We start from the raw sequence: 18,784 nt of genomic DNA on the forward strand, positions 1-18,784 counted from the left end.
CTAGATCAGCCGTCATGACCACGCGCCCCCTCCCCCCGTTCGCCCGCATCGTCGAGGGCCTGCCCGCGACCGTGCCCTTCGTCGGTCCCGAGCAGCAGGAGCGCGACCGCGGCCGCCCCTTCGCCGCCCGCATCGGCGCGAACGAGAGCGTCTTCGGCCCCTCGCCCCGGGCCGTCGAGGCCATCGCGCGCGCGGCGCAGGACGCCTGGATGTATGGCGACCCCAGCACATACGATCTGCGCGGCGCGCTCGCCGCCGAACTGGGCGTCGAGCCCGCCAACCTGGTGATCGGCGAGGGGATCGACGGGTTGCTCGGGCTCACCGTGCGGCTGTTCGCCAATCCGGGCGACGTGGTGGTGACCTCGGCCGGGGCCTACCCGACCTTCAACTACCATGTGGCAGGCTTCGGGGCGCGGCTCGTCACCGTGCCCTATCGCGGCGACGCCGAGGACCCCGAGGCGCTGGCCGCGGCAGCGCGGGAACATGGCGCGCGGCTGGTCTATCTCGCAAACCCCGACAACCCGATGGGCTCGTGGCACGGCGCGACCGGCGTCGAGCGGCTGATCGACGCCCTCCCCGAGGGCTGCGTCCTCTGCCTCGACGAGGCCTATGTCGAGTTCGCGCCCGCGGGCACGGCGCCCGCGCTCGATGTCGCCGACCCGCGGGTGATCCGCTTCCGCACGTTTTCCAAGGCGCACGGGCTTGCGGGGCTGCGAGTGGGCTATGCCATCGCCGAGGCGCGCCTCGCCGCGGGCTTCGAGCGCATCCGCAACCATTTCGGGGTGGGTCGTGTCGCTCAGGCGGGCGCGGTGGCGGCGCTCGCCGATCGCGGCCACCTCGCCCGCGTGGTCGCCGAGGTCGAGGCGAGCCGGGCCGAAATCGCCCGCATCGCCGCCGCGAACGGCCTTGCGGTCCTGCCCTCGGCCACCAACTTCGTCGCCATCGACTGCGGCGGCGACGGCGCTCTTGCCCGCGCGGTGCTGCGGGGGCTGGTCGCGCGCGACGTGTTCGTACGGATGCCGGGCGTGGCGCCGCTCGACCGCTGCATCCGGGTCAGTTGCGGGCGGACGCACGATCTTGCGCTGCTCGAAGCGGCATTGCCCGCAGCCCTTGCCGAGGCGCGCGCGGCGTTGCGTTGATCCCCGCCGCCCCAGCCGCTAGCCTCGCGCCCGACCGAGCCCAAAGGACGACCCATGGCCCATCCCCTCAGCGGCGCTGATCTCGGCACGCTCCGGCGCGTGTTCGCGGATGGCGGGCGGCCCGACCGCTGGGGCACGGCGGCGGCGATCTGGGGCGCGGCGCTGGGGCGGCTGCCCTTCACGCTGGCCGAGCGCGCGCTGATCGGCCCGCGCCTGCCGCGGGTCGAGGACATGGCGCCGCCCGTCTTCATCCTGGGCCACTGGCGGTCGGGGACGACGCATCTCTACAACCTGATGAGCCTCGGCGCGTGGGGCTATGTGCCGCCCGTGGCGGTGGGCCTGCCGCACGACATGTTCGGCCTCGCGCGCCTCCTGCGACCGCTGCTCGAGCGGCAACTGCCCGCGACGCGCTACATCGACAACATCCCCGTGACGCCGACGAGCCCGCAGGAGGACGAGATCGCGATCGCGAACATGTCGCCGCTCTCGTTCTACCACGGCATCTACTTTCCCCGGGCCTTCGACCGGATGATCGACCGGGGCCTGTTCTTCGACGGCTGCTCGCCCGCCGAGATCGAGGAATGGGCGGGGACGTTCACCTATTTCATGCGCAAGCTCGCGCGCGATCAGGGCCGGCCGCTGCTGATCAAGAACCCGGTCTACACCGCGCGCCCGGCGATGCTGCGCCGCCTGTTCCCTGGCGCGAAGTTCATCCACATCCACCGCAATCCGCATGAAGTCTTTCTGTCGATGCGGAATTTTTATCGCAGATTGCTGAGCGTGATGGCCTTGCAGGACATTCCCCCTGAGATCGATATCGACGCCACCATCCTGCGCGTCTACGACCGCATGATGCGCGTCTTCGTGGCCGAGACCGAGGGCTGGGAGGCCCCCGAGTTCGTCGAAATCCCCTATGCCCGGCTCGACGTCGACCCCATGGGCGTGCTGGCCGAGGTCCACGAGACGCTGGACCTGCCGGGCTTCGAGCTGCTGGCGCCGCGCGCGCGCAGCTATCTCGCGGGCATCGAGGGCTACGAGAAGAACAGCTTCCGCGGGGACGCCGCCGCCATCGAGACGGTCGAGCATGCGCTTGCGCCGTGGCTCGCGCGCTGGGGCTACACCCGCCCGCCGCTGCCGGGGCGCGCGGCGTGAATCGCGTCGTGCTCGCCCTCAGTCTGCCGCTTCTCGCCGTCGTGCTGACCGCGCTGTGGCTGGGCATGCCACCCGCGGCGGTCGAGGCGCGCTTCACGGCCGCCGACTGCCGCAGGGTCGAGGTCACGGCGCAGGGCATCGGCGCGCTCGTGGGCATCGAGGACATCGCCCTTCTCCCCGACGGGCGGGCGATCCTGTCGGCGGATGACCGGCACGCCGCGGATGGCGCGCGCAGCGGCCTGTTCGTCGCCGATCTCGCGCGGCTGACGGGCGGCGGTCCGGTCGAAGCCCTCCCCCTCGCAGGGGTGGCCCAGCCGCTTCGGCCGCATGGCGTCGCCGTCGATGCCTCGGGCGGGTGGCTCGCCTATGTCAACCGGCCCGCGCCGGGGGCGGCCGAGATTGTCTGGGGGCGGCTCGGTCCCGGCGGCTTCCGGGCCGAGGGGAAACTGGGCGGAGAGGCCTATTGCCGGGCGAACGATCTCGCCTTCGTCGGCACCGATCTTGCGGTCACGATGGACCGCGGCGACTGCGGCGTGGCGATAGCCGACCTGGTGCCGGGAAGCCGGACCGGGCGGATCGTCGGCATCCGCACCGGCGCAGGCACGGCCGAGACGCTGCACGACGAACTGTCGTTCCCGAACGGCATCGTGGCCGATGGCCTCGACCTCCTGGTCGCCGAGACGCGGGGCGCGCGCGTCACCGACCTGGCCGGCGGCGTCATCAGCCTGCCGGGCGGGCCCGACAACCTGACGCCCGCCCCCGACGGCTGGATCGCCGCGGCGCTTCACCCGGACCTGCTGCAAAAGGCGCTTTATCTCTGGGGGATTGCGGGGCGGGCGCCGACACGGCTCGCGCTGATCGACCCCCCGGCGGGCACGGTCGAGGTGTTGTTCGACGACCCCGAGGGCCGGCTGTTCTCGGGCGCCACGGTCGCGGCGGTCAGCGGGGATGCGGTGATCGCAGGCTCGGCGCTGGACCGCGGCCTCATGGTCTGCGGGGCGGGTGGATGAGCGGCCCGGTCCTCGTCACCGGGGCGGGTGGCTTCGTCGGCGGCCATGTCGTCGCGCGGCTGACGGCGGCGGGGCGCGAGGTGCGAGCGCTCGACTTCGGCTTCCCCGCCGCCCTGCCCGAGGGCGTCGCACGAATCGAGGGCTCGGTGCTCGACGCCTCCTCCCTCGGGCGCGCGGCCGGCGGGGCCTCGGCCATCGTGCATGCGGCCGCGATCGCGCATCTGTGGACCCGCGCCCCGGGCGACTACGACCTGGTCAATGTCGAGGGCACCGCGCGGGTGCTGGAGGCGGCGGCACGCGAGGGCGCGCGCGTCGTCCACGTCTCGAGCTTCGTGACGTTGGTCGGGCGGGATTCATGCGACGGCACCGTGCTCGACGAGGGCGTCGAGCTTGCGCCCGGCGAGATGCTGGGCCCCTATCCACGATCCAAGCGGCTGGCCGAGCTGCGCGTGGCCGAGGCCGCGGCCAGCGGGGTGGACGCGCTGATGGTGCTGCCCTCGGCGCCCGTGGGGCCGGGCGACCATCGCCTGACGCCGCCCACCGCGATGATCCGTGACCTTGCCGCCGGTCGCACGCCCGCGCTGATCGACTGCCTGTTGAACCTGATCGACGCGCGCGCGCTGGCCGACGGCATCGTCGCTGCGCTGGAGCGCGGCGCGACGGGCCGGCGTTACCTGCTGACGGGCGAGGACCTGCCGATGCGCGAGGTCGCCGCCATGGTCACCCGCCTCGCCGGGGTCAAGCCGCCGAAGGCGAACGTGCCCATGGCACTGGCGCTGGCGGCGGGGCGCATCGAGACGGCGATCTCGCGCGTGACCGGCAGGCCCCCGAAGGCGCCGCTGACGGGCGTGCGGCTTGCCGCGCGGCGGGTGCGGTTCGACAATGCCCGCGCCCGGGCGGAACTCGGCTTTGCGCCCCCGCCCGTCGAGGCGGCGCTGAATGATGCCATCGGCTGGCTTCGGGCACAGGGGCATCTGTGAGCCGGGGCCTCACCCCGGATATGTGCGCCCCTTCCATGCCCCGCCCCGCCCGATCAGGTGTGCGAGCGCCGAATCGATCGTCATCGCCATGTAGAAAACGGCCGCGAGCGGCAGCGCGAACGCCCGCGCCTCGTCGCCGCCATAGAGCCGCAGCGTGGGCAGATACGCGACCACCGACAGCGCCCATGCGACCGCGCCCAGCGCCGCCGCGCCGCCCTCGCCGTGCAGCGGCAGCAGAAGGACCAGGAGCGGCCCCGCGAGATAGGTCACCGCCATGCCCACGGTCGCGCCCGCAAGCATCATCCAGGACCGGCCAAGCTGCACGAAGGCAGTGCGGCGCACCATCTTCCAGATCGAGCCGAGCCGCCGGTTGTCGCGCAGCGACACGACCTCGGTGTCCGCGAGTCCCAGCCAGATCGCCTTGCGCCCCGCGCCCCGCTTGACCAGCGCGGCCAGCGTGCAGTCGTCGATCAGCGCATCCATCAGCGCCCCGATGCCGCCGATCTCGGCCAGCGCCGAGCGGCGGACCAGCACGCAGCCACCCGCAGCCCCCGCGACCCGCGACGCAGGATCATTGACCAGCGGGAACGGGTAGAGCTTCTGGAAGAAGAACACGAAGGCAGGGATCAGCAGCCCGCCCCAGACCCCGCGGGCGTCGAGCCGCGCCATCAACGACACCTGCGCGAGCCCCCGCGCCTCGGCCAGCGCGACGAGGCGCGAGAGCGTGCGGGGGTCGTGCAGGATGTCGGCATCCGTCAGCAGCAGGTAATCGGTCTCGGGCTCGGCCGCGAGCGCAGCGCGCACGCCCTGTTCGAGCGCCCAGAGCTTGCCGGTCCATCCCGGCTCGAGCGGCGCGCCGGCGAGGATGCGGACCGGCCGGGCCGTGCCCTCGGCCACGCGCGCGGCGATGGCCCGGGTGCCGTCGGTCGACCCGTCATCGACCAGCGTGATCGAGAACCGGCCCGCATAGCGCGTTGCCCCATGGGCGCCGATGACGGCGCCGATCGACGCGGCCTCGTCGCGCGCCGGGATCACGGCGGCGACCACCGGCCAGGCCGCTGGCTCCGGCGCATCCGGCAGCCGCTGGTCGGCGCACCAGAAGGCCCCGCGCCCCATGAGGAGCCCGAGCCAGACCGCGACCGCGAGGATTGCGAGGGCGAGCAGCATGGCTCACAGCGATACGCGGCGGCGCGGGCGGCGGCAAGCCTCGGCCCTGCCGGGGCGGCGAGATTGCCAGCCGCCCGCCTCGCCCTTATGTTCCGGCCACCCGGGCGGGCCGCGCGGGGCAGGCGGACGAGGGCGATGGATCAGCGGACGGACAGCCGGGCGGTCGAGGCGCCTTCGGGGAAATGGGCGGAGGACGAAAACTTCCCCGTCGGCTCGCGCCTGATCGAGTCGCGGCTCAGGCCCCATGTGATGCGCTACTACACCTTCGCGCGTGGGACCGACGATATCGCCGACAGCAGCGCGCTTTCGCCCGCCGAAAAGATCGCCCGGCTCGACGCCTGCGAGGCGGGGCTCGAGCCCGGCGCCACGGGGCCCCAGATCGCCACCCGGCTGCGCGACAGCCTGTCCGCGACGGGCGTGGACGACCGGGTGGCACGCGACCTTCTGGTGGCCTTCCGGCAGGACGCCCTGAAGGCGCGCTATGCCGACTGGGACGAGTTGCTGGGGTATTGCCGCTACTCGGCCCACCCGGTCGGGCGCTACCTGCTGGAACTGCATGGCGAGGACGCGCGGACGGGTGTGCCGGGCGATGCGCTGTGCGCGGCGCTGCAGGTGCTGAACCACCTTCAGGACCTGGGAAAGGACCGCCACGACCTCGACCGGGTCTACCTGCCGCAGGACTGGATGGCCGAAGCCGGGATCGACGACACCGCGCTCGATGCGCTCGAATCCTCGGCCGGGCTGAGGCAGGTGATCGACCGTTGCCTCGACGGCTGCGACGGCCTGCTCGACCGGGCCGAGCCGCTGGCGGGCATGATCCGCTCGCGCCGGCTGGCGGCCGAGGTCGCGGTGATCCAGCGGCTGGCGCGGTGCCTTGCCGCCCGGCTGCGGCGCGAGGACCCGCTGGCCGGGCGGGTGAAGCACTCGCAGGGCGATCTCGCGCGGGGGCTGGCCGCGGGGCTCTGGCGCGCCGCCACGCACCGGGCGCCGCGATGACGGCGGGCGGCCTCGACGCGCTCGCCCCCCTGCCCTCGGACGCGCCGGATCCGGCGGCCGAGGTGGCGCGGATCACGCGCGCGGCGGGCTCGTCCTTCGGGCCGGGCATGGCGATCCTGCCGCGCGCGCGGCGCGAAGGGATGTGGGCGCTCTACGCCTTCAGCCGGGTGATCGACGACATCGCCGACGAGGACTGGCCGCTGGCCGACAAGCACCGCCTGCTCGACGCCTGGCGGGGAGAGATCGCGGCGCTCTATGCGGGGCGGCCCGTCTCGGCGATCGGGCGGGCGCTGGCGGCGCCGGTCGCGCGCTACGACCTGCCGCAGGCCGAGTTCCTCGCGCTGATCGAGGGGATGCAGATGGACGCCGACGGCCCCATCGTCGCGCCCCCGATGGCGACGCTGAGGCTTTATACCCGCCGCGTCGCGGGCGCGGTGGGGATGCTGTCGATGCGCATCTTCGGGGCCTGGCGGGGCGAGGTCTCGGAGCGATTTGCCGCGGCTCTGGGAGATGCGTTGCAGCTCACGAACATCCTGCGCGATGTCGAGGAGGACGCGGCCCTCGGGCGCCTGTATCTGCCGCGCGAGATGCTGGAGCAGCACGGGATGCCGACGACGCCCGAAGGCGTGGTGAACCACCCGGCGCTGCCCGCGCTGGGCTCGGAGCTTGGCGCGCTGGCGCGGGCCGAGTTCGACACCGCGCGGGGGCTGGTGGCGGCGCATGACCGGCTGAGGCTTGCGCCCGCGCTGATGATGATGGGGGTCTACGAGGCGTATCTGAACCGCATGGCGGCGCGAGGTTTCGCGCGTGCGCGCGTCACGATCTCGAAGCCGTCGAAGCTGCTGGCGGGGGTGAGTTGCGTCCTTTCGCCCGCCCGGTCGCGCCGCGATGCCTGAGGGCGTGGTGCATGTGGTGGGCGCGGGGCTTGCGGGCCTCTCGGCCGCGCTCAGGCTGGCCGCGGCCGGGCGGCGCGTCGCGGCCTGGGAAGCCGCGGGCCATGCCGGGGGCCGCTGCCGGTCGTTCTTCGACGCCCGATTGGGGCGGCAGATCGACAATGGCAACCACCTTGTCCTCAGCGGCAACCGCTCGGTGCGCGACTATCTGAGCCTCGCGGGCGCGCCGGGCGCGCTGACGCCCGCGCCCGAGGCGGCATTCCCATTCGCCGACCTCGAGAGCGGGGCGCGCTATACGGTGCGGCTCAACCGGGGTCCGGTGCCGTGGTGGATCGCCCTGCCCTCGCGACGGGTGCCGGGGACCGGGCTGCGCGACTACCTGGGCGCGCTCGCGCTCCTGCGCGCGGGGCCCGAGTCGACGGTGGCCGAGGCGGTGCGCGGCCGCGGCCCGCTGTGGCGCGGCTTCTGGGAGCCGCTCACGCTCGCCGCGATCAACACGACGCCCGAGCGCGCTTCGGCGCAACTGCTGGCGCGCGTGCTGGTCGAGACCTTCGGCAAGGGCGCCGACGCCTCGCGCCCGATGTTCGCACCCCACGGGCTTGGCCCGGCGCTGGTCGAGCCCGCGCTCGCGCGCCTGTCCGCGCTTGGCGTCGAGGTCGGCTTCAACCGCACGCTGCGGGCGATCGCGCGCGAGGGCGGACGGGCGACGCGGCTGGCTTTCAGCGACGGCGATGAGGCGTTGGGCCCGGCCGACCGCGTGGTGCTGGCCCTGCCGCCCTCGCGGCTGAAGCCGATCCTGCCGGAACTGGACCTGCCCAATGACGCCTGCGCGATCCTCAACGCGCATTTCGTTGTCGATGACCCCGGGCTTGCGACCGCCGCACCGCTGACCGGCGTGCTGGGCGCCACCACGCAATGGATCTTCGTGCGCGGCGACGTGGTCAGCCTGACGGTGAGTGCCGCCGACGCGCTGGGCCTGGTCGAGGCCGACCGCGAGGCGCTGACCGCCCGGCTCTGGGCCGAGACCCGCGCGGCGCTGGGACTGCGGGCAACCGATCACACCGCCGCGCGTATCATCATCGAGAAGCGGGCAACCTTTGACCAATCGCCCCAAGCTGTGGCAAAGCGGGCCAAGGCAAGAACTTCGCTGGAAAACCTATTTCTCGCGGGCGACGCGACCGATACGGACCTTCCCGCGACCATCGAGGGCGCGATCAGGTCGGGCGAGACCGCGGCCGCACTCGCGGGATGACGGGCTGAAGGCACGGACAGGCAGAACGGGACGACCGGGACGGACATGAACAACACGGTGATCTCGGCCGACAGCCTTGCGGGCGCGGCGGCACTCGGCGCGGCGCCCTCGCGTGCGGAGCGTGAGGCGGTCATCGCCGAACGCGCCGGGCGGCTGTGGGACATGCAGAAACCGGACGGGCACATCGTGTTCGAGCTGGAGGCCGACTGCACCATTCCCTCGGAATACGTGCTGCTGCGCCATTTCCTTGGCGAGATCGACCCCGAGCGCGAGGCGCGGATCGCGCGCTACATCCGCTCGGTGCAGAACGCGGACGGATCGTGGCCGCTGTTCCATGACGGGGCGGGCAACATCTCGGCCACCGTCAAGGGCTACTGGGCGCTCAAGCTGATCGGCGACGACATCGACGCGCCGCACATGACGCGCGCGCGGTCCTGGCTGCTGGGACAAGGGGGCGCCGCCAAGGCCAACGTGTTCACCCGGATCATGATGGCGCTCTACCGCCAGATCCCGTGGCACGGGATGCCCTGCATCCCGGTCGAGGCGATCCTGATGCCGGAATGGTTCCCGTTCCACATGTCGAAGATCGCCTACTGGTCGCGCACGGTGCTGACGCCGCTGCTGATCCTCTACGCCAAGCGCGCAAGCGCCGCGAACCCCACCGGGCGCGACATCCGCGAGCTGTTCGTCGTGCCGCCCGAGCAGCAGCGCAAGTGGCAGATCAACCCGACCGGCAGCCGGATCGGCGAGATGTTCCTGCTGCTCGACCGCGCGCTTCAGACCGCCGAGCCGCATTTCCCCAAGGGGCTGCGCGAGCGGGCGATCCGCAAGGCCGAGGAGTTCACCATCAGCCATCTCAACGGCGAGAGCGGGCTGGGCGCGATCTATCCCGCCATGGCGAACGCGGTGATGGCGCTGCGGGTGCTGGGCTACGCGGACGACCACCCGCACATGAGGATCGCGCGAGAAGCCATTGAAAAGTTGGTAATCGAGCGGGGTGAAGAGATCTATCTGCAACCCTGTGTCTCGCCGGTCTGGGACACCGCGCTGGCAGCCCACGCCTTCCTCGAGACCGGCGAGAAGGACGACCCGCGGCTGATCGCGGCACTCGACTGGCTCGCGGGCAAGCAGATCCTCGACCATGTGGGCGACTGGGCGGTGCGCCGGCCCGGCCTGCGGCCCGGCGGCTGGGCCTTCCAGTACGACAACCCCGATTATCCGGACGTGGACGACACCGCGGTGGTGGTGCTGGCGATGCACCGCGCCGACCCCGAGCGCTATGCCGAGAACATCGCGCGCGCCTGCGAGTGGATCGTGGGGATGCAGTCGCGCTCGGGCGGCTGGGGGGCATTCGATCCGGAGAACGAGCACTACTACCTCAACTCGATCCCCTTCGCGGACCATGGCGCGCTGCTGGATCCGCCCACGGTGGACGTGACGGCGCGCTGCGTGGGCTGCCTCGCGCAGGTCGACCGCGAGGGCTATGCGGACGTGATCCGCAAGGGCGTGGGCTTCATCCGCCGCGAGCAGGAGGCCGACGGCTCCTGGTTCGGCCGCTGGGGCGCGAACTACATCTATGGCACCTGGTCGGCACTGGTGGCGCTGAACGCCGCCGGCGAGGACATGGGCCAGCCCTATGTGCGCCGCGCGGTCGCCTGGCTGAAGGGGCGCCAGCGCGCCGATGGCGGCTGGGGCGAGGGGCTGGAGAGCTACGAGGACTGGGGAGCTGGCTTTGCGCGCACCTCGACCGCCTCGCAGACGGCCTGGGCGCTTCTGGGACTGATGTCGGCCGGCGAGACCGAGAGCGACGCGGTGACGCGCGGGATCGACTGGCTCGCCACCGCGCCGCATGACGAGGACGGGCCGCGCTGGCAGGAGGCGCACTGGACCGGAACAGGATTTCCCAAAGTTTTCTATTTGAAGTATCATGGTTACGCGGCCTTCTTCCCGCTTTGGGCGATGGGCCGCTACGAGAACGTCATGGCCTCGAACGACCGAGAGGTGCGCTGGGGCATCTGAGAGCCCCGCGATCCGGCCCACGACAACGGCCGGACACTTCGCGCGTGCCCCGCGGCCGGCGGCCGGGCGCGCCCTTCCCCGTCGTGGGGCGGGGCGAGGGTGGGGGATGGCGCCTTGCAGAGCCGAATAGACCGAGCCGGGCCCGTGCTCGGCATCATCGCCGGCATGGAGAGCGAGCTTGCCGCGCTGGGCGGGTTGCGCGCCGATGGCTGCCTCGCCACCGGCGTGTCGGGCGCGCGCCCCGATCAGGCCGAGCGCGAGGCGGTCCGGCTCGCTCGCATGGGCTGCCGGTTGCTGGTGAGTTGGGGGGTCGCGGGCGGGCTGCATCCGCGCCTCGCGCCGGGCACGCTGATTCTGGGCACCGAGGTGGTCGAGGAGAACGGCACCCGCCACGCGCTGGCGGTGCCGCCGCTGCCAGGCGTGCGGCGCGCGCGGCTGGTAGGTCTGGACCGTCCGGCGATGACCGCGCGCGACAAGGCGGCGCTGCATGCGGCGAGCGGCGCCGACGCGGTTGACATGGAAAGCCACCGCATTGCCCGGGCGGGCGAGGCGGCGGGCGTCCCCGTGATGGCGCTGCGCGCGGTGGGCGACCCCGCGGCTCGCGCCCTGCCCCGGCTGGCCGCCCACGCGCTGGGCGCGGATGGTCGGCCTCGGCTTGCGCGCGTTCTGCTGGGCCTGCTGGCCGAGCCCTGGGCGCTGCCCGCGCTCATACGGCTCAAGGGCGACACCGACGCGGCGCTGGCGGCGCTGGCGGCGGTGGCGCGGCGGCTGCCGGGGCTGGCGGGCGAGCCGTGAGCCACGGCGCCCGCCGCGTCATGGCGCGCGCGGCAGCGTCACCCCGGTGTCGACCGGGTTGACCGCGCCCAGCTGGCGGCGGTCGTCGTCCGTCCAGGCGGCGATCAGCACGAGGCGGGGATCGCCCGGCTCCTGATCCATCTCGACCGGATCGACGAACACCAGAAGCCCGTTCTGGTCCACGTAGAAGGTGTGCTCGCCGAAGGCCTGCTCAAGCTGCGCGACCGCGGGGTGCTGCGGGTCCACGGGGGATGCACCAATGGCCTCGCGGGTGGCCGCGATCTGCTCGTCCGTCAGTTTCATGGCAGTCTCGTCGCGTTCTGGTTCGGGCCGGCCCGGCCGTCGGGTCAAAGGGCTGCCCATCTGAGGTATGAACTGTGACGACGCCCTCAGCGTCTCAGCGATCACGGCCCGGCGCAACCCCCCGGGAGCGCTTTACGAGGCCGTGCCGGCAGGAAATCCGCGAGCGCCGCGCCACTTGCTCCGGCGGCGGCGCTTTGCAAAGGTCGGCGGCCCGACGGGATCTGCCCCGCCGGGCGCGCAGGCCAGAGGGGTGAGGCAAGGATGGCGGAATCTGAATCGGCCGCACTGTCGGCGATCTTGTCCGCCGCGCGCAAAGGTCGCTCGCGGGAGCTGGGCACGCTTGCGGCGCGGCTCCGTGACAGCGATCCCTTCGCGTGGTCGGCGCTGCGGGACGCGCTGGAGAGTGCCGCCGAGGCGTCCGGCGGCGGCCTCGTCGGTGCAGCACGGCGCTGGGCGGGCGCCGCCCGCGGCCCGCAGGCCGCGCGCGGCGTCATCGAGGCACGGATCGCCTCGCTCGGCCACTGGCGCCGCGAGGGGAACGAGACCATCGCCGCGATCGTGTCGGGGACGATCGACCCGGTCGCAATCAAGCCTCACGTCCGCCATGCCGCCGAGGACTACGACCGCTTCTACCGCGAGCAGGACCGCGATGCCCGGCCCCGCGCCGCAGCCCGCGCCGCGCACGCGGGCGAAGTGCCCGACGCGCGCCGCCCAGTCTGCCGGCCCGAGCGGATCGGCGCGAACCTGAACCATTCGCTGCGCAAGGGCCTTGCCACGCGGCTGGTCGAGCTGGTGTTCGGCTATGTCGAGGCGCTGGAGGCGCCGGACGAGGTGGCCTGGCTCGACATCGCCTGCGGAACCGGCCAGATCGCGAACGCGACCGACCCCACGCGCTACGGGGCGCGGGGCTGGAGCATCACAGGCGCCGATCTCCAGACCTCGCGGATTTCAGACGCGCGGGTGCGGGCTGCGCGGGGCCGGCGGTTCGAGGTCGCCGACGCCTTCGACCTGCTGGCCGCCAAGGCCGCGGCGGGCGAGCGCTTCCACATCGTCTCGATGTTCGAGTTCCTCGAGCATCTCGAGGACCCGCTGGCGCTGTTGCGCCGGGTGGCGGCCTTCGGGCCCAGCTTCGTGGTCGCGGGCTCGCCGCTCGCGCAGAAGCTCGAACGCCCCGACGACCGCGCGCCCGACCGCTCGCATCTGTGGAGCTTCAGCCGCGAGGCCTGGGAGCAGATGTTCCGCGCCGCCGGGCTCGAGCCCGTCATCTCGTCCGAGACGCGGGTCGGCAGCTATGTCGGCGGGCTCGACTGGCTGAGCATGGTGAGCGGGCCGAAATCGTTGCTCGAATCGCGCCGGCAGAGCCTTCAGGCCGGGCGCCCTGCACAGGGAACCGACGCGGACGAATGAGCGCGCGCGGGCGCGCTCATTCCGCCGCGATCTTGTCGCCGCGCAGCTTCGCCATCTCCTCGGACACGATGCGCTCGTGGTGCTCCTCGGCCGGGCGGGCCTTCGAGAGGTCGATCTCGGGCGCGAAGCCGCCTTCGGTCCTGAGCCCGGTGAAGGCGAGCTTCAGCATCTTCAGCGGGTTCGAGAAGGCTACGTTCGCCGCCGTCGGCTCGTAGCCGCAATGCGCCATGCAGTCGGCGCATTTCTCGTAATTGCCAGTGCCGTACTTCTCCCACTCGGTGGTTTCCATAAGTTCGGCATAGGTCTTCGCATAGCCCTCGCCCAGCAGGTAGCAGGGCTTCTGCCAGCCGAACACGTTGCGCGTCGGCATCCCCCAGGGGGTGCACAGCATCTCCTGGTTGCCAAGCAGGAAGTCGAGGAAGATCGGCGAGTGGCTGAGGTTCCACTTCGAGCCGCGCGTCTTGCCGATGCGCCACACGTCGCGGAAGAACTCCTTCGTGCGCCGGCGGTTCAGGAAATGCGCCTGGTCGGGCGCGCGCTCGTAGGCGAAGCCTGGGCTGATCGAGATGCCGACACCCATCTTGGTGCAGTAGTCGAGGTAGTCGGCCAGTTCCTCGGCCGGATAGCCCTCGAAGATCGTGGCGTTGACGTTGACGCGGAAGCCCTTGTCCTGCGCCGCCTTGATGGCCTTCACGGCCTTCTCGAACACGCCCCTTTGGTCGACGGCCTTGTCGTGATGCTCCTTGAGCCCGTCGAGATGGACCGAGAAGAACAGGTAAGGGCTGGGCTCGAACAGGTGCAGCTTCTTCTCGAGCAGCAGCGCGTTCGTGCAGAGCGAGACATAGAACCTCCGCTCGACCAAGCCCTTCACGATCTGTTCGATCTCTCGGTGGATCAGCGGCTCGCCGCCCGGGATCGCGACCATCGGCGCGCCGCATTCCTCGGCCGCCTGCCAGCATTCCTCGGGGCTGAGGCGGCGGTTCAGGATCAGGTCGGGATAGTCGATCTTGCCGCAGCCCGAACAGGCCAGGTTGCAGCGGAACAGCGGCTCGAGCATCAGCACCAGCGGATAGCGCCGGTTGCCCCTGAGCTTCTGGCCCAGGATGTAGCCTGCGACGCGCGCCTGCTGGCGAAGGGGGATGGACACGTCTCTCTCCTCGTCTGCCTCAGCCGGCGGCGGTCATGCGCGGGCGTGCCGCGTCGAGTTCGCGCGGCAGGCGAAAGACCACGTCCTCGCGCGTGCCGCCCGCCGCTTCAATCACAAGATGGCGCCATGCCGCAAGACGTCCAAGGGTCTCCTGCACGAGCACCTCGGGCGCCGAGGCGCCGGCGCTGACACCCACCGCCGCCACGCCGTCGAGCCAGGCGGGATCGAGCGCGTCCGGCGAGGGCACCAGATGCGCCGGCACGCCCTGCGCCCGCGCGATCTCGACCAGCCGGTTCGAGTTCGACGAGTTCGGCGCGCCGACGACCAGCACCAGGTCGACCCGGCCGCAGATGTCGATCACCGCCTGCTGGCGGTTCTGCGTGGCGTAGCAGATGTCGCGCGTGTCCTGCCCCTGCGCCTGCGGCCAGCGCGCGAGGATCGCGGCGACGATGCCCCGGGTGTCGATCACCGAGAGCGTCGTCTGCGTCACATAGGCCACGCGCTCGGCCGGCCCGAAGGGCAGTCCGGCCACGCCGGCCACGTCGGCCACGACATGCACCTCGGCCGGGATCTGGCCCAGCGTGCCCACCACCTCGGGGTGGCCGGCATGGCCGATCAGCACGACGCGGAAGCCCGCCTCGGCATAGCGGCGCCCCTCGGCATGGACCTTGGCGACCAGCGGGCAGGTCGCGTCGATCACCTCGAGCCCGCGCGAGGCGGCCTCGTCCTCGACCCGGCGTGCCACGCCATGGGCGCTGAAGATCGTCAGCGCGCCCGCGGGCACCTGGTCGAGTTCCTCGACGAAGACCGCCCCCTTGGCGCGGAGATCGTCGCAGACGCGCGCGTTGTGGACGATCTCGTGCCGGACATAGACAGGTGCGCCATAGAGCGCGAGGGCGCGCTCGACGGTCTCGATCGCCCGCTCGACGCCTGCGCAAAACCCGCGCGGATTTGCAAGCACGACCCGAAGCGGTGACCGCCCCTCGACACCCTCCATGCCTCGTCTCCGTTCTTCGACGGTTATCGGCCGCGATGTGGCCTTTCGCCTGTGCGTCCCGGAAGGATCGGGATGGCGGTTGCCGAAAGCAACCCCCTTCGACGGGCCATGCCGCATCGCAGCGCGTTTCTCAGCAAGTTGTGACAGTCCGGTCGCGCAAATGCGACGACCGGCGGCCGTCGCGCCTTGTCGGCGCGCCCCTCACACCGAGTTCGCGCGCATGTGGGCGAGAAGCCCGTCGGGCCCGCTCTTGTCCAGGATCGCCGCAAACTCGTCGCGCTTGAGGATGAGGAACGAGGCGCCGCCGACCATCACGTCGATCACAAGATGGCCGCGCTCGCCGAAGTCGCGCACCCGCCAGTCGACCGGCAGCGTGCCGCCATTGGCGCGCGGGATCGCGGCGCGCACCAGCATGTCGCGCCGGGCCGGGCGGACCTCGAGGATCTCGGGCTTTGCCTCCAGCCCCTTGCCGAACTGCTTGCGGTAGAGATCGGCGAGGAAGCCCGGAAGCAAGGCGCGGAACTCTGCCGTCTGGGCCTCGGACAGGGCCGTGGCGCGCTCGCCCAAGAGGAACTTCTCCCACACGTCGAAGGCAAATGCGGCGTCGATCGTCTGGCGCAGGGCGGCGAGGCGCTCGGCCTCGGGGCGCGCGGTGTCGGCGAGCGCGCCATGGGCGCCCTCGACCAGCCGCTCGGCCACGGCGCGCGAGGCGTCGGCATCTGCATCGGCGCGCGCGGTCGCCACGGCGGCGACGGCAAGGCAGAGGGCGGCAAGGGCGGCAAGCAGCGGGCGGGCAAGGGGCATCGGCGTCTCTCCGGCAATGGGCTCTTGCCGTTCAACGTAAGGCGCCCGGCGCTCCGGTGCGAGGGGCTTCAGCGGCGGCCCAGCCGCACCAGCCAGGGCGTGAGCGCGAAGATCATCGCGATCGACGCCGTCATCGCGATGCTGAGCATCAGCCCCATGCTCGCCGTGCCGCGATGGTCCGACAGCGCGAGCGTGCCGAAGGCCGCGATGGTGGTCAGCGCGCTCGCCAGCACCGCGCGCGGCGTCGAGGTGCTGGAAACCGCGCCCACGTTCTCGGTCCGCAGCGCCAGGTGGATGCCGGCATCGACGCCCACCCCGATCATCAGCGGCAGCACGATGACGTTGGCATAGTTGAACGGGATATCGAGCGCCGCGCTCGCCGCCATAGTGATCGCTCCGGCGAGGGCGAGCGGCAGCACAATCGCCGCCACCAGCCGCGCGCGGCGCAGCATCGCGGCCGCGAGCAGCAGCGTGCCGCCCAGCGCCAATGCGGCCGCCTGCGCCATCGCCGCCGCCACCGCGCTCGACGCGCCCTCGATCTGCGCGGGCGGCCCGCCGGCCTCGGGGGCGACCGCGGCCACCGCGGCGACGAAGGCCGCGCGCGCGGCGGGGTCGGTCATGTCGCCTTCGGGCGCGATCTCGACGCGCAGGCGCCCGTCCGGCGCGCGGAAGCGCGCGACCAGCGCGGCGGGCAGATCGGCGGCGGTGAACTCGCCGATCTCGAGCTGTGCCGCGAGGCGTGCGGTCAGCGCCGGGAAGAATCGGAACAGCGCCTCGCCCAGCGCCGCCTCGCGCGCCGGGGTGGCCCGCGCCCGCCAGGCGTCGAGCGCGACGGCGAGCGCCCTGCCCTCGGGGGTGCCGAGTGCGGCGAGCCGGGCCGAGAGCGCGCCGGGCGCGGGAGCCGCCAGCGCGATCGCCTCGCCCTCGACCGCGAATTGCAGCGAGGGCCAGGCGAGGTCGACGAGCTCGAGCTTCTCGGCCTGCGCGTGCGGCACCAGATCGCCCAGCCAGACTGCCGAGCGGACCTCGGGCAGCGCCTCGAGCGCCTCGGCCGCCGCACCCGCCGCGGCCTCGTCGCCGGCGAGCAGGCCGAGCCTGAGCGGCGCGAGTGCCGGGTCGCCGGTCAGCCAGTGATAGACGGCGACCGATGGCGCCGCGGGGTCGCGCAAGCTCATCGGATCGGCATCGAAGCGCGCGCCCGGCGCGAGCGCCAGCGACCCCAGCCCGAGCCCGAGCGCCGCGACCGTCATGAGCCCGGCCGCGCGGCGCGGCAGAACCGGCAGGGGCAGCCGGCCACGGCCGCGCGCAAGGCTGGGCCGCAGCGCCACCGCCGCCGGCACCACCGTCAGCGCCGAGAACAGCGCGATCATCACCCCGGCCCCGCCGATCAGCCCAAGCTGACCCATGCCGACGAAATCGGTGCCCATGAACGCGAGGAAGGCCACGGCGGTCGTCAGCGCCGACAGCGCCAGCGCCCCCCCGATCTCGCGCCCCGAATGGTCGAGCGCGCCCGCGGCCGACAGGCCATGCGAGGCGTCCTCGTCGAGATGGGTCATCAGGTGGATCGCGAAGTCGATGCCGAGCCCGACCATCAGCACGACGAAGGCGATCGAGATCAGGTTGAGCGCGCCCACCGCCAGCGCCGCGAACCCAGCGGTCAGCACCAGCGTCACGACCACCGAGCCGAGCGCGAGCCCGACGCGCCAGACCCGCCCGACCGCGAGGAACAGAACCCCGGCCACCAGCAGGATCGACAGCGCGAACGAGGCGCCGAGCCGGGCGGTCACGCTCTCCAGCTCCTCGGCGCGCAGCACCGGGTCGCCGGTGATGCCGATCTGGACCAGCGCCCGCAGCGCGGGATCGAGGGCCGCGACCTCGGCGCGCACCGCCTCGATCGCGGGCTTGGCCGGGCTGAGCCGCGTGTAGTCGAAGCGCGGCTCGGCCGTCACGAGGCGCGTGAGCGGCGCGTCGCGCGAGCGGTCGGAGAAGGCCGACTGCCAGTCGAGCGGACGCACGCGCCCACTTCGCTCGGCGTCCAGCACCGCCGCGGCCTCGGCGAGGAAGGGGCCGAGCGCGCCCGGGTCGATGGCCGCGCGCGAGGCCAGCGTCACCGCCTCGCCCAGCGCGGCGAAGAAGCCATCCACGCTGGGGTCGGCGCGCAGGGCCGCGATCAGGTTCGACGCCTGCGACAGCCGGGTGAGCCGCGCGTCGAGCGTCGCGAGGTCGTCGTAGAGCAGGCCGTGCGAGACGAGGAATGGGTCGGCCGAGGGCGCGAACACCCGCTCGATCACGTCGGTGCGGCGCGCGAGGGCGCCTGCGAGCGCGGCGGTCGCGGCCTCGGCCGCGTCGGCGTGGTCCGAGCGCACGACCACGACGATGGTGTTCCGGGTCGCCGGGAACGCCTCGGCCAGCGCCTGCGCCCGGGCCTGAAAGGGCAGTTCGGCCGCCAGCATCCGGCTCGAATCGGTGTCCACCCTCAGCCCGGATGCCGCCACGAGCGAAAGCGCGAGCAGAATCGCGAGTCCCGCGAGCGCCCGGCCCGGCGCGCGCGCCACAAGGCGCATCCACGCCGCGACCGCGCGCCCGGCCGCCGCCTCGAGATTCGGGCCGTGTCCGTTCTGCACCGCGTGCCCCCTTGTCGCTGTTTTGATCCGCGCCCCCGGGCCGCGGCGCTTGAGATGGTTCCGGGCGCAGGCTAGCTTAGCCACGCCTCCGCCCGCCGT

Annotated in this window: 16 protein-coding genes; 10 read left to right on the forward strand and 6 right to left on the reverse strand. The window is 72.6% G+C overall.

Translation table 11 applies throughout. The features are described 5' to 3' along the window. Positions 1 to 14 precede the first annotated feature (14 nt). The 4 genes from M1105_RS00805 to M1105_RS00820 are packed head-to-tail and all read left to right on the forward strand — an operon-like array spanning position 15 to position 4,281. On the forward strand, positions 15 to 1,139 hold the full coding sequence (locus tag M1105_RS00805; protein ID WP_249578442.1) for a pyridoxal phosphate-dependent aminotransferase: 1,125 nt from the start codon (positions 15 to 17) through the stop codon (positions 1,137 to 1,139). A gap of 54 nt (positions 1,140 to 1,193) precedes the next feature. After that, entirely contained in the window at positions 1,194 to 2,291 is a 1,098-nt protein-coding gene (locus tag M1105_RS00810; protein WP_249578443.1) for a sulfotransferase family protein, read from the forward strand. Beyond that, complete coding sequence (locus M1105_RS00815; RefSeq protein ID WP_249578444.1) at positions 2,288 to 3,301, forward strand: strictosidine synthase family protein; 1,014 nt, start codon at positions 2,288 to 2,290, stop codon at positions 3,299 to 3,301. Before M1105_RS00810 ends, M1105_RS00815 begins: the two co-directional genes overlap by 4 nt. Continuing rightward, positions 3,298 to 4,281, forward strand: coding sequence for an NAD-dependent epimerase/dehydratase family protein (locus M1105_RS00820; protein WP_249578445.1), 984 nt, complete (start codon positions 3,298 to 3,300; stop codon positions 4,279 to 4,281). The genes M1105_RS00815 and M1105_RS00820 overlap by 4 nt, the downstream gene beginning before the upstream one ends. Positions 4,282 to 4,290: 9 nt before the next feature. Here M1105_RS00820 and M1105_RS00825 read toward each other — a convergent pair whose 3' ends face one another. Then, positions 4,291 to 5,448: a glycosyltransferase gene (locus M1105_RS00825; RefSeq protein ID WP_249578446.1), complete on the reverse strand. Its 1,158-nt coding sequence runs from the start codon at positions 5,446 to 5,448 to the stop codon at positions 4,291 to 4,293. A 135-nt stretch (positions 5,449 to 5,583) separates the two neighbouring features. Between M1105_RS00825 and hpnC the strand changes: the two genes are divergently transcribed. The 5 genes from hpnC to M1105_RS00850 all read left to right on the forward strand — a co-directional run bounded on the left by hpnC (position 5,584) and on the right by M1105_RS00850 (position 11,403). After that, positions 5,584 to 6,444, forward strand: coding sequence for a squalene synthase HpnC (gene hpnC, locus M1105_RS00830; RefSeq protein WP_249578447.1), 861 nt, complete (start codon positions 5,584 to 5,586; stop codon positions 6,442 to 6,444). After that, entirely contained in the window at positions 6,441 to 7,340 is a 900-nt protein-coding gene (locus M1105_RS00835) for a squalene/phytoene synthase family protein (protein ID WP_249578448.1), read from the forward strand. Before hpnC ends, M1105_RS00835 begins: the two co-directional genes overlap by 4 nt. Further along, complete coding sequence (gene hpnE / locus M1105_RS00840) at positions 7,333 to 8,589, forward strand: hydroxysqualene dehydroxylase HpnE (RefSeq protein WP_249578449.1); 1,257 nt, start codon at positions 7,333 to 7,335, stop codon at positions 8,587 to 8,589. The genes M1105_RS00835 and hpnE overlap by 8 nt, the downstream gene beginning before the upstream one ends. A gap of 45 nt (positions 8,590 to 8,634) precedes the next feature. Further along, the gene (gene shc, locus M1105_RS00845) at positions 8,635 to 10,608 is read left to right on the forward strand and encodes a squalene--hopene cyclase (RefSeq protein ID WP_249578450.1); all 1,974 of its coding nucleotides are present in this window, start codon (positions 8,635 to 8,637) and stop codon (positions 10,606 to 10,608) included. A gap of 144 nt (positions 10,609 to 10,752) precedes the next feature. After that, positions 10,753 to 11,403 (forward strand): phosphorylase family protein, encoded by a 651-nt coding sequence (locus tag M1105_RS00850; RefSeq protein ID WP_249578451.1) that lies wholly within the window; start codon positions 10,753 to 10,755, stop codon positions 11,401 to 11,403. 18 nt (positions 11,404 to 11,421) lie between these two features. On the opposite strand, the gene M1105_RS00855 is transcribed toward M1105_RS00850, so the two are convergent. Continuing rightward, positions 11,422 to 11,706 carry a hypothetical protein gene (locus M1105_RS00855; RefSeq protein WP_249578452.1) on the reverse strand — a complete coding sequence of 95 codons (285 nt, stop codon included), beginning with the start codon at positions 11,704 to 11,706 and terminating at the stop codon, positions 11,422 to 11,424. A 261-nt stretch (positions 11,707 to 11,967) separates the two neighbouring features. Between M1105_RS00855 and M1105_RS00860 the strand changes: the two genes are divergently transcribed. Further along, a complete protein-coding gene (locus M1105_RS00860; protein ID WP_249578453.1) occupies positions 11,968 to 13,113 on the forward strand; it encodes a class I SAM-dependent methyltransferase in 1,146 nt (381 codons plus the stop codon). A gap of 16 nt (positions 13,114 to 13,129) precedes the next feature. Here M1105_RS00860 and hpnH read toward each other — a convergent pair whose 3' ends face one another. From hpnH to M1105_RS00880, 4 genes are all read right to left on the reverse strand, one after another. Continuing rightward, entirely contained in the window at positions 13,130 to 14,260 is a 1,131-nt protein-coding gene (gene hpnH / locus M1105_RS00865) for an adenosyl-hopene transferase HpnH (RefSeq protein ID WP_249578454.1), read from the reverse strand. A 19-nt stretch (positions 14,261 to 14,279) separates the two neighbouring features. After that, a complete protein-coding gene (gene ispH, locus M1105_RS00870; RefSeq protein WP_249578455.1) occupies positions 14,280 to 15,257 on the reverse strand; it encodes a 4-hydroxy-3-methylbut-2-enyl diphosphate reductase in 978 nt (325 codons plus the stop codon). A 201-nt stretch (positions 15,258 to 15,458) separates the two neighbouring features. Further along, positions 15,459 to 16,061, reverse strand: a complete 603-nt coding sequence (locus tag M1105_RS00875) for an MlaC/ttg2D family ABC transporter substrate-binding protein (protein WP_249578456.1) — start codon at positions 16,059 to 16,061, stop codon at positions 15,459 to 15,461. Positions 16,062 to 16,129: 68 nt separating this feature from the next. Further along, positions 16,130 to 18,685, reverse strand: coding sequence for an MMPL family transporter (locus M1105_RS00880; protein ID WP_249578457.1), 2,556 nt, complete (start codon positions 18,683 to 18,685; stop codon positions 16,130 to 16,132). Positions 18,686 to 18,784 lie beyond the last annotated feature (99 nt).

The sequence above is a fragment of the Thermohalobaculum sediminis genome, assembly GCF_023487995.1.
Taxonomy (GTDB): domain Bacteria; phylum Pseudomonadota; class Alphaproteobacteria; order Rhodobacterales; family Rhodobacteraceae; genus Thermohalobaculum; species Thermohalobaculum sediminis.

Excerpts from the sequence above, each read along its gene's own strand:
- M1105_RS00835 (WP_249578448.1), top strand. The coding sequence starts at position 6,441 with ATGACGGCGGGCGGCCTCGACGCGCTCGCCCCCCTGCCCTCGGACGCG.
- M1105_RS00810 (WP_249578443.1), top strand. The coding sequence starts at position 1,194 with ATGGCCCATCCCCTCAGCGGCGCTGATCTCGGCACGCTCCGGCGCGTG.
- ispH (WP_249578455.1), bottom strand. The coding sequence starts at position 15,257 with ATGGAGGGTGTCGAGGGGCGGTCACCGCTTCGGGTCGTGCTTGCAAAT.
- M1105_RS00825 (WP_249578446.1), bottom strand. The coding sequence starts at position 5,448 with ATGCTGCTCGCCCTCGCAATCCTCGCGGTCGCGGTCTGGCTCGGGCTC.
- hpnE (WP_249578449.1), top strand. The coding sequence starts at position 7,333 with ATGCCTGAGGGCGTGGTGCATGTGGTGGGCGCGGGGCTTGCGGGCCTC.
- M1105_RS00820 (WP_249578445.1), top strand. The coding sequence starts at position 3,298 with ATGAGCGGCCCGGTCCTCGTCACCGGGGCGGGTGGCTTCGTCGGCGGC.
- M1105_RS00875 (WP_249578456.1), bottom strand. The coding sequence starts at position 16,061 with ATGCCCCTTGCCCGCCCGCTGCTTGCCGCCCTTGCCGCCCTCTGCCTT.
- M1105_RS00805 (WP_249578442.1), top strand. The coding sequence starts at position 15 with ATGACCACGCGCCCCCTCCCCCCGTTCGCCCGCATCGTCGAGGGCCTG.
- shc (WP_249578450.1), top strand. The coding sequence starts at position 8,635 with ATGAACAACACGGTGATCTCGGCCGACAGCCTTGCGGGCGCGGCGGCA.
- M1105_RS00855 (WP_249578452.1), bottom strand. The coding sequence starts at position 11,706 with ATGAAACTGACGGACGAGCAGATCGCGGCCACCCGCGAGGCCATTGGT.
- M1105_RS00860 (WP_249578453.1), top strand. The coding sequence starts at position 11,968 with ATGGCGGAATCTGAATCGGCCGCACTGTCGGCGATCTTGTCCGCCGCG.
- hpnC (WP_249578447.1), top strand. The coding sequence starts at position 5,584 with ATGGATCAGCGGACGGACAGCCGGGCGGTCGAGGCGCCTTCGGGGAAA.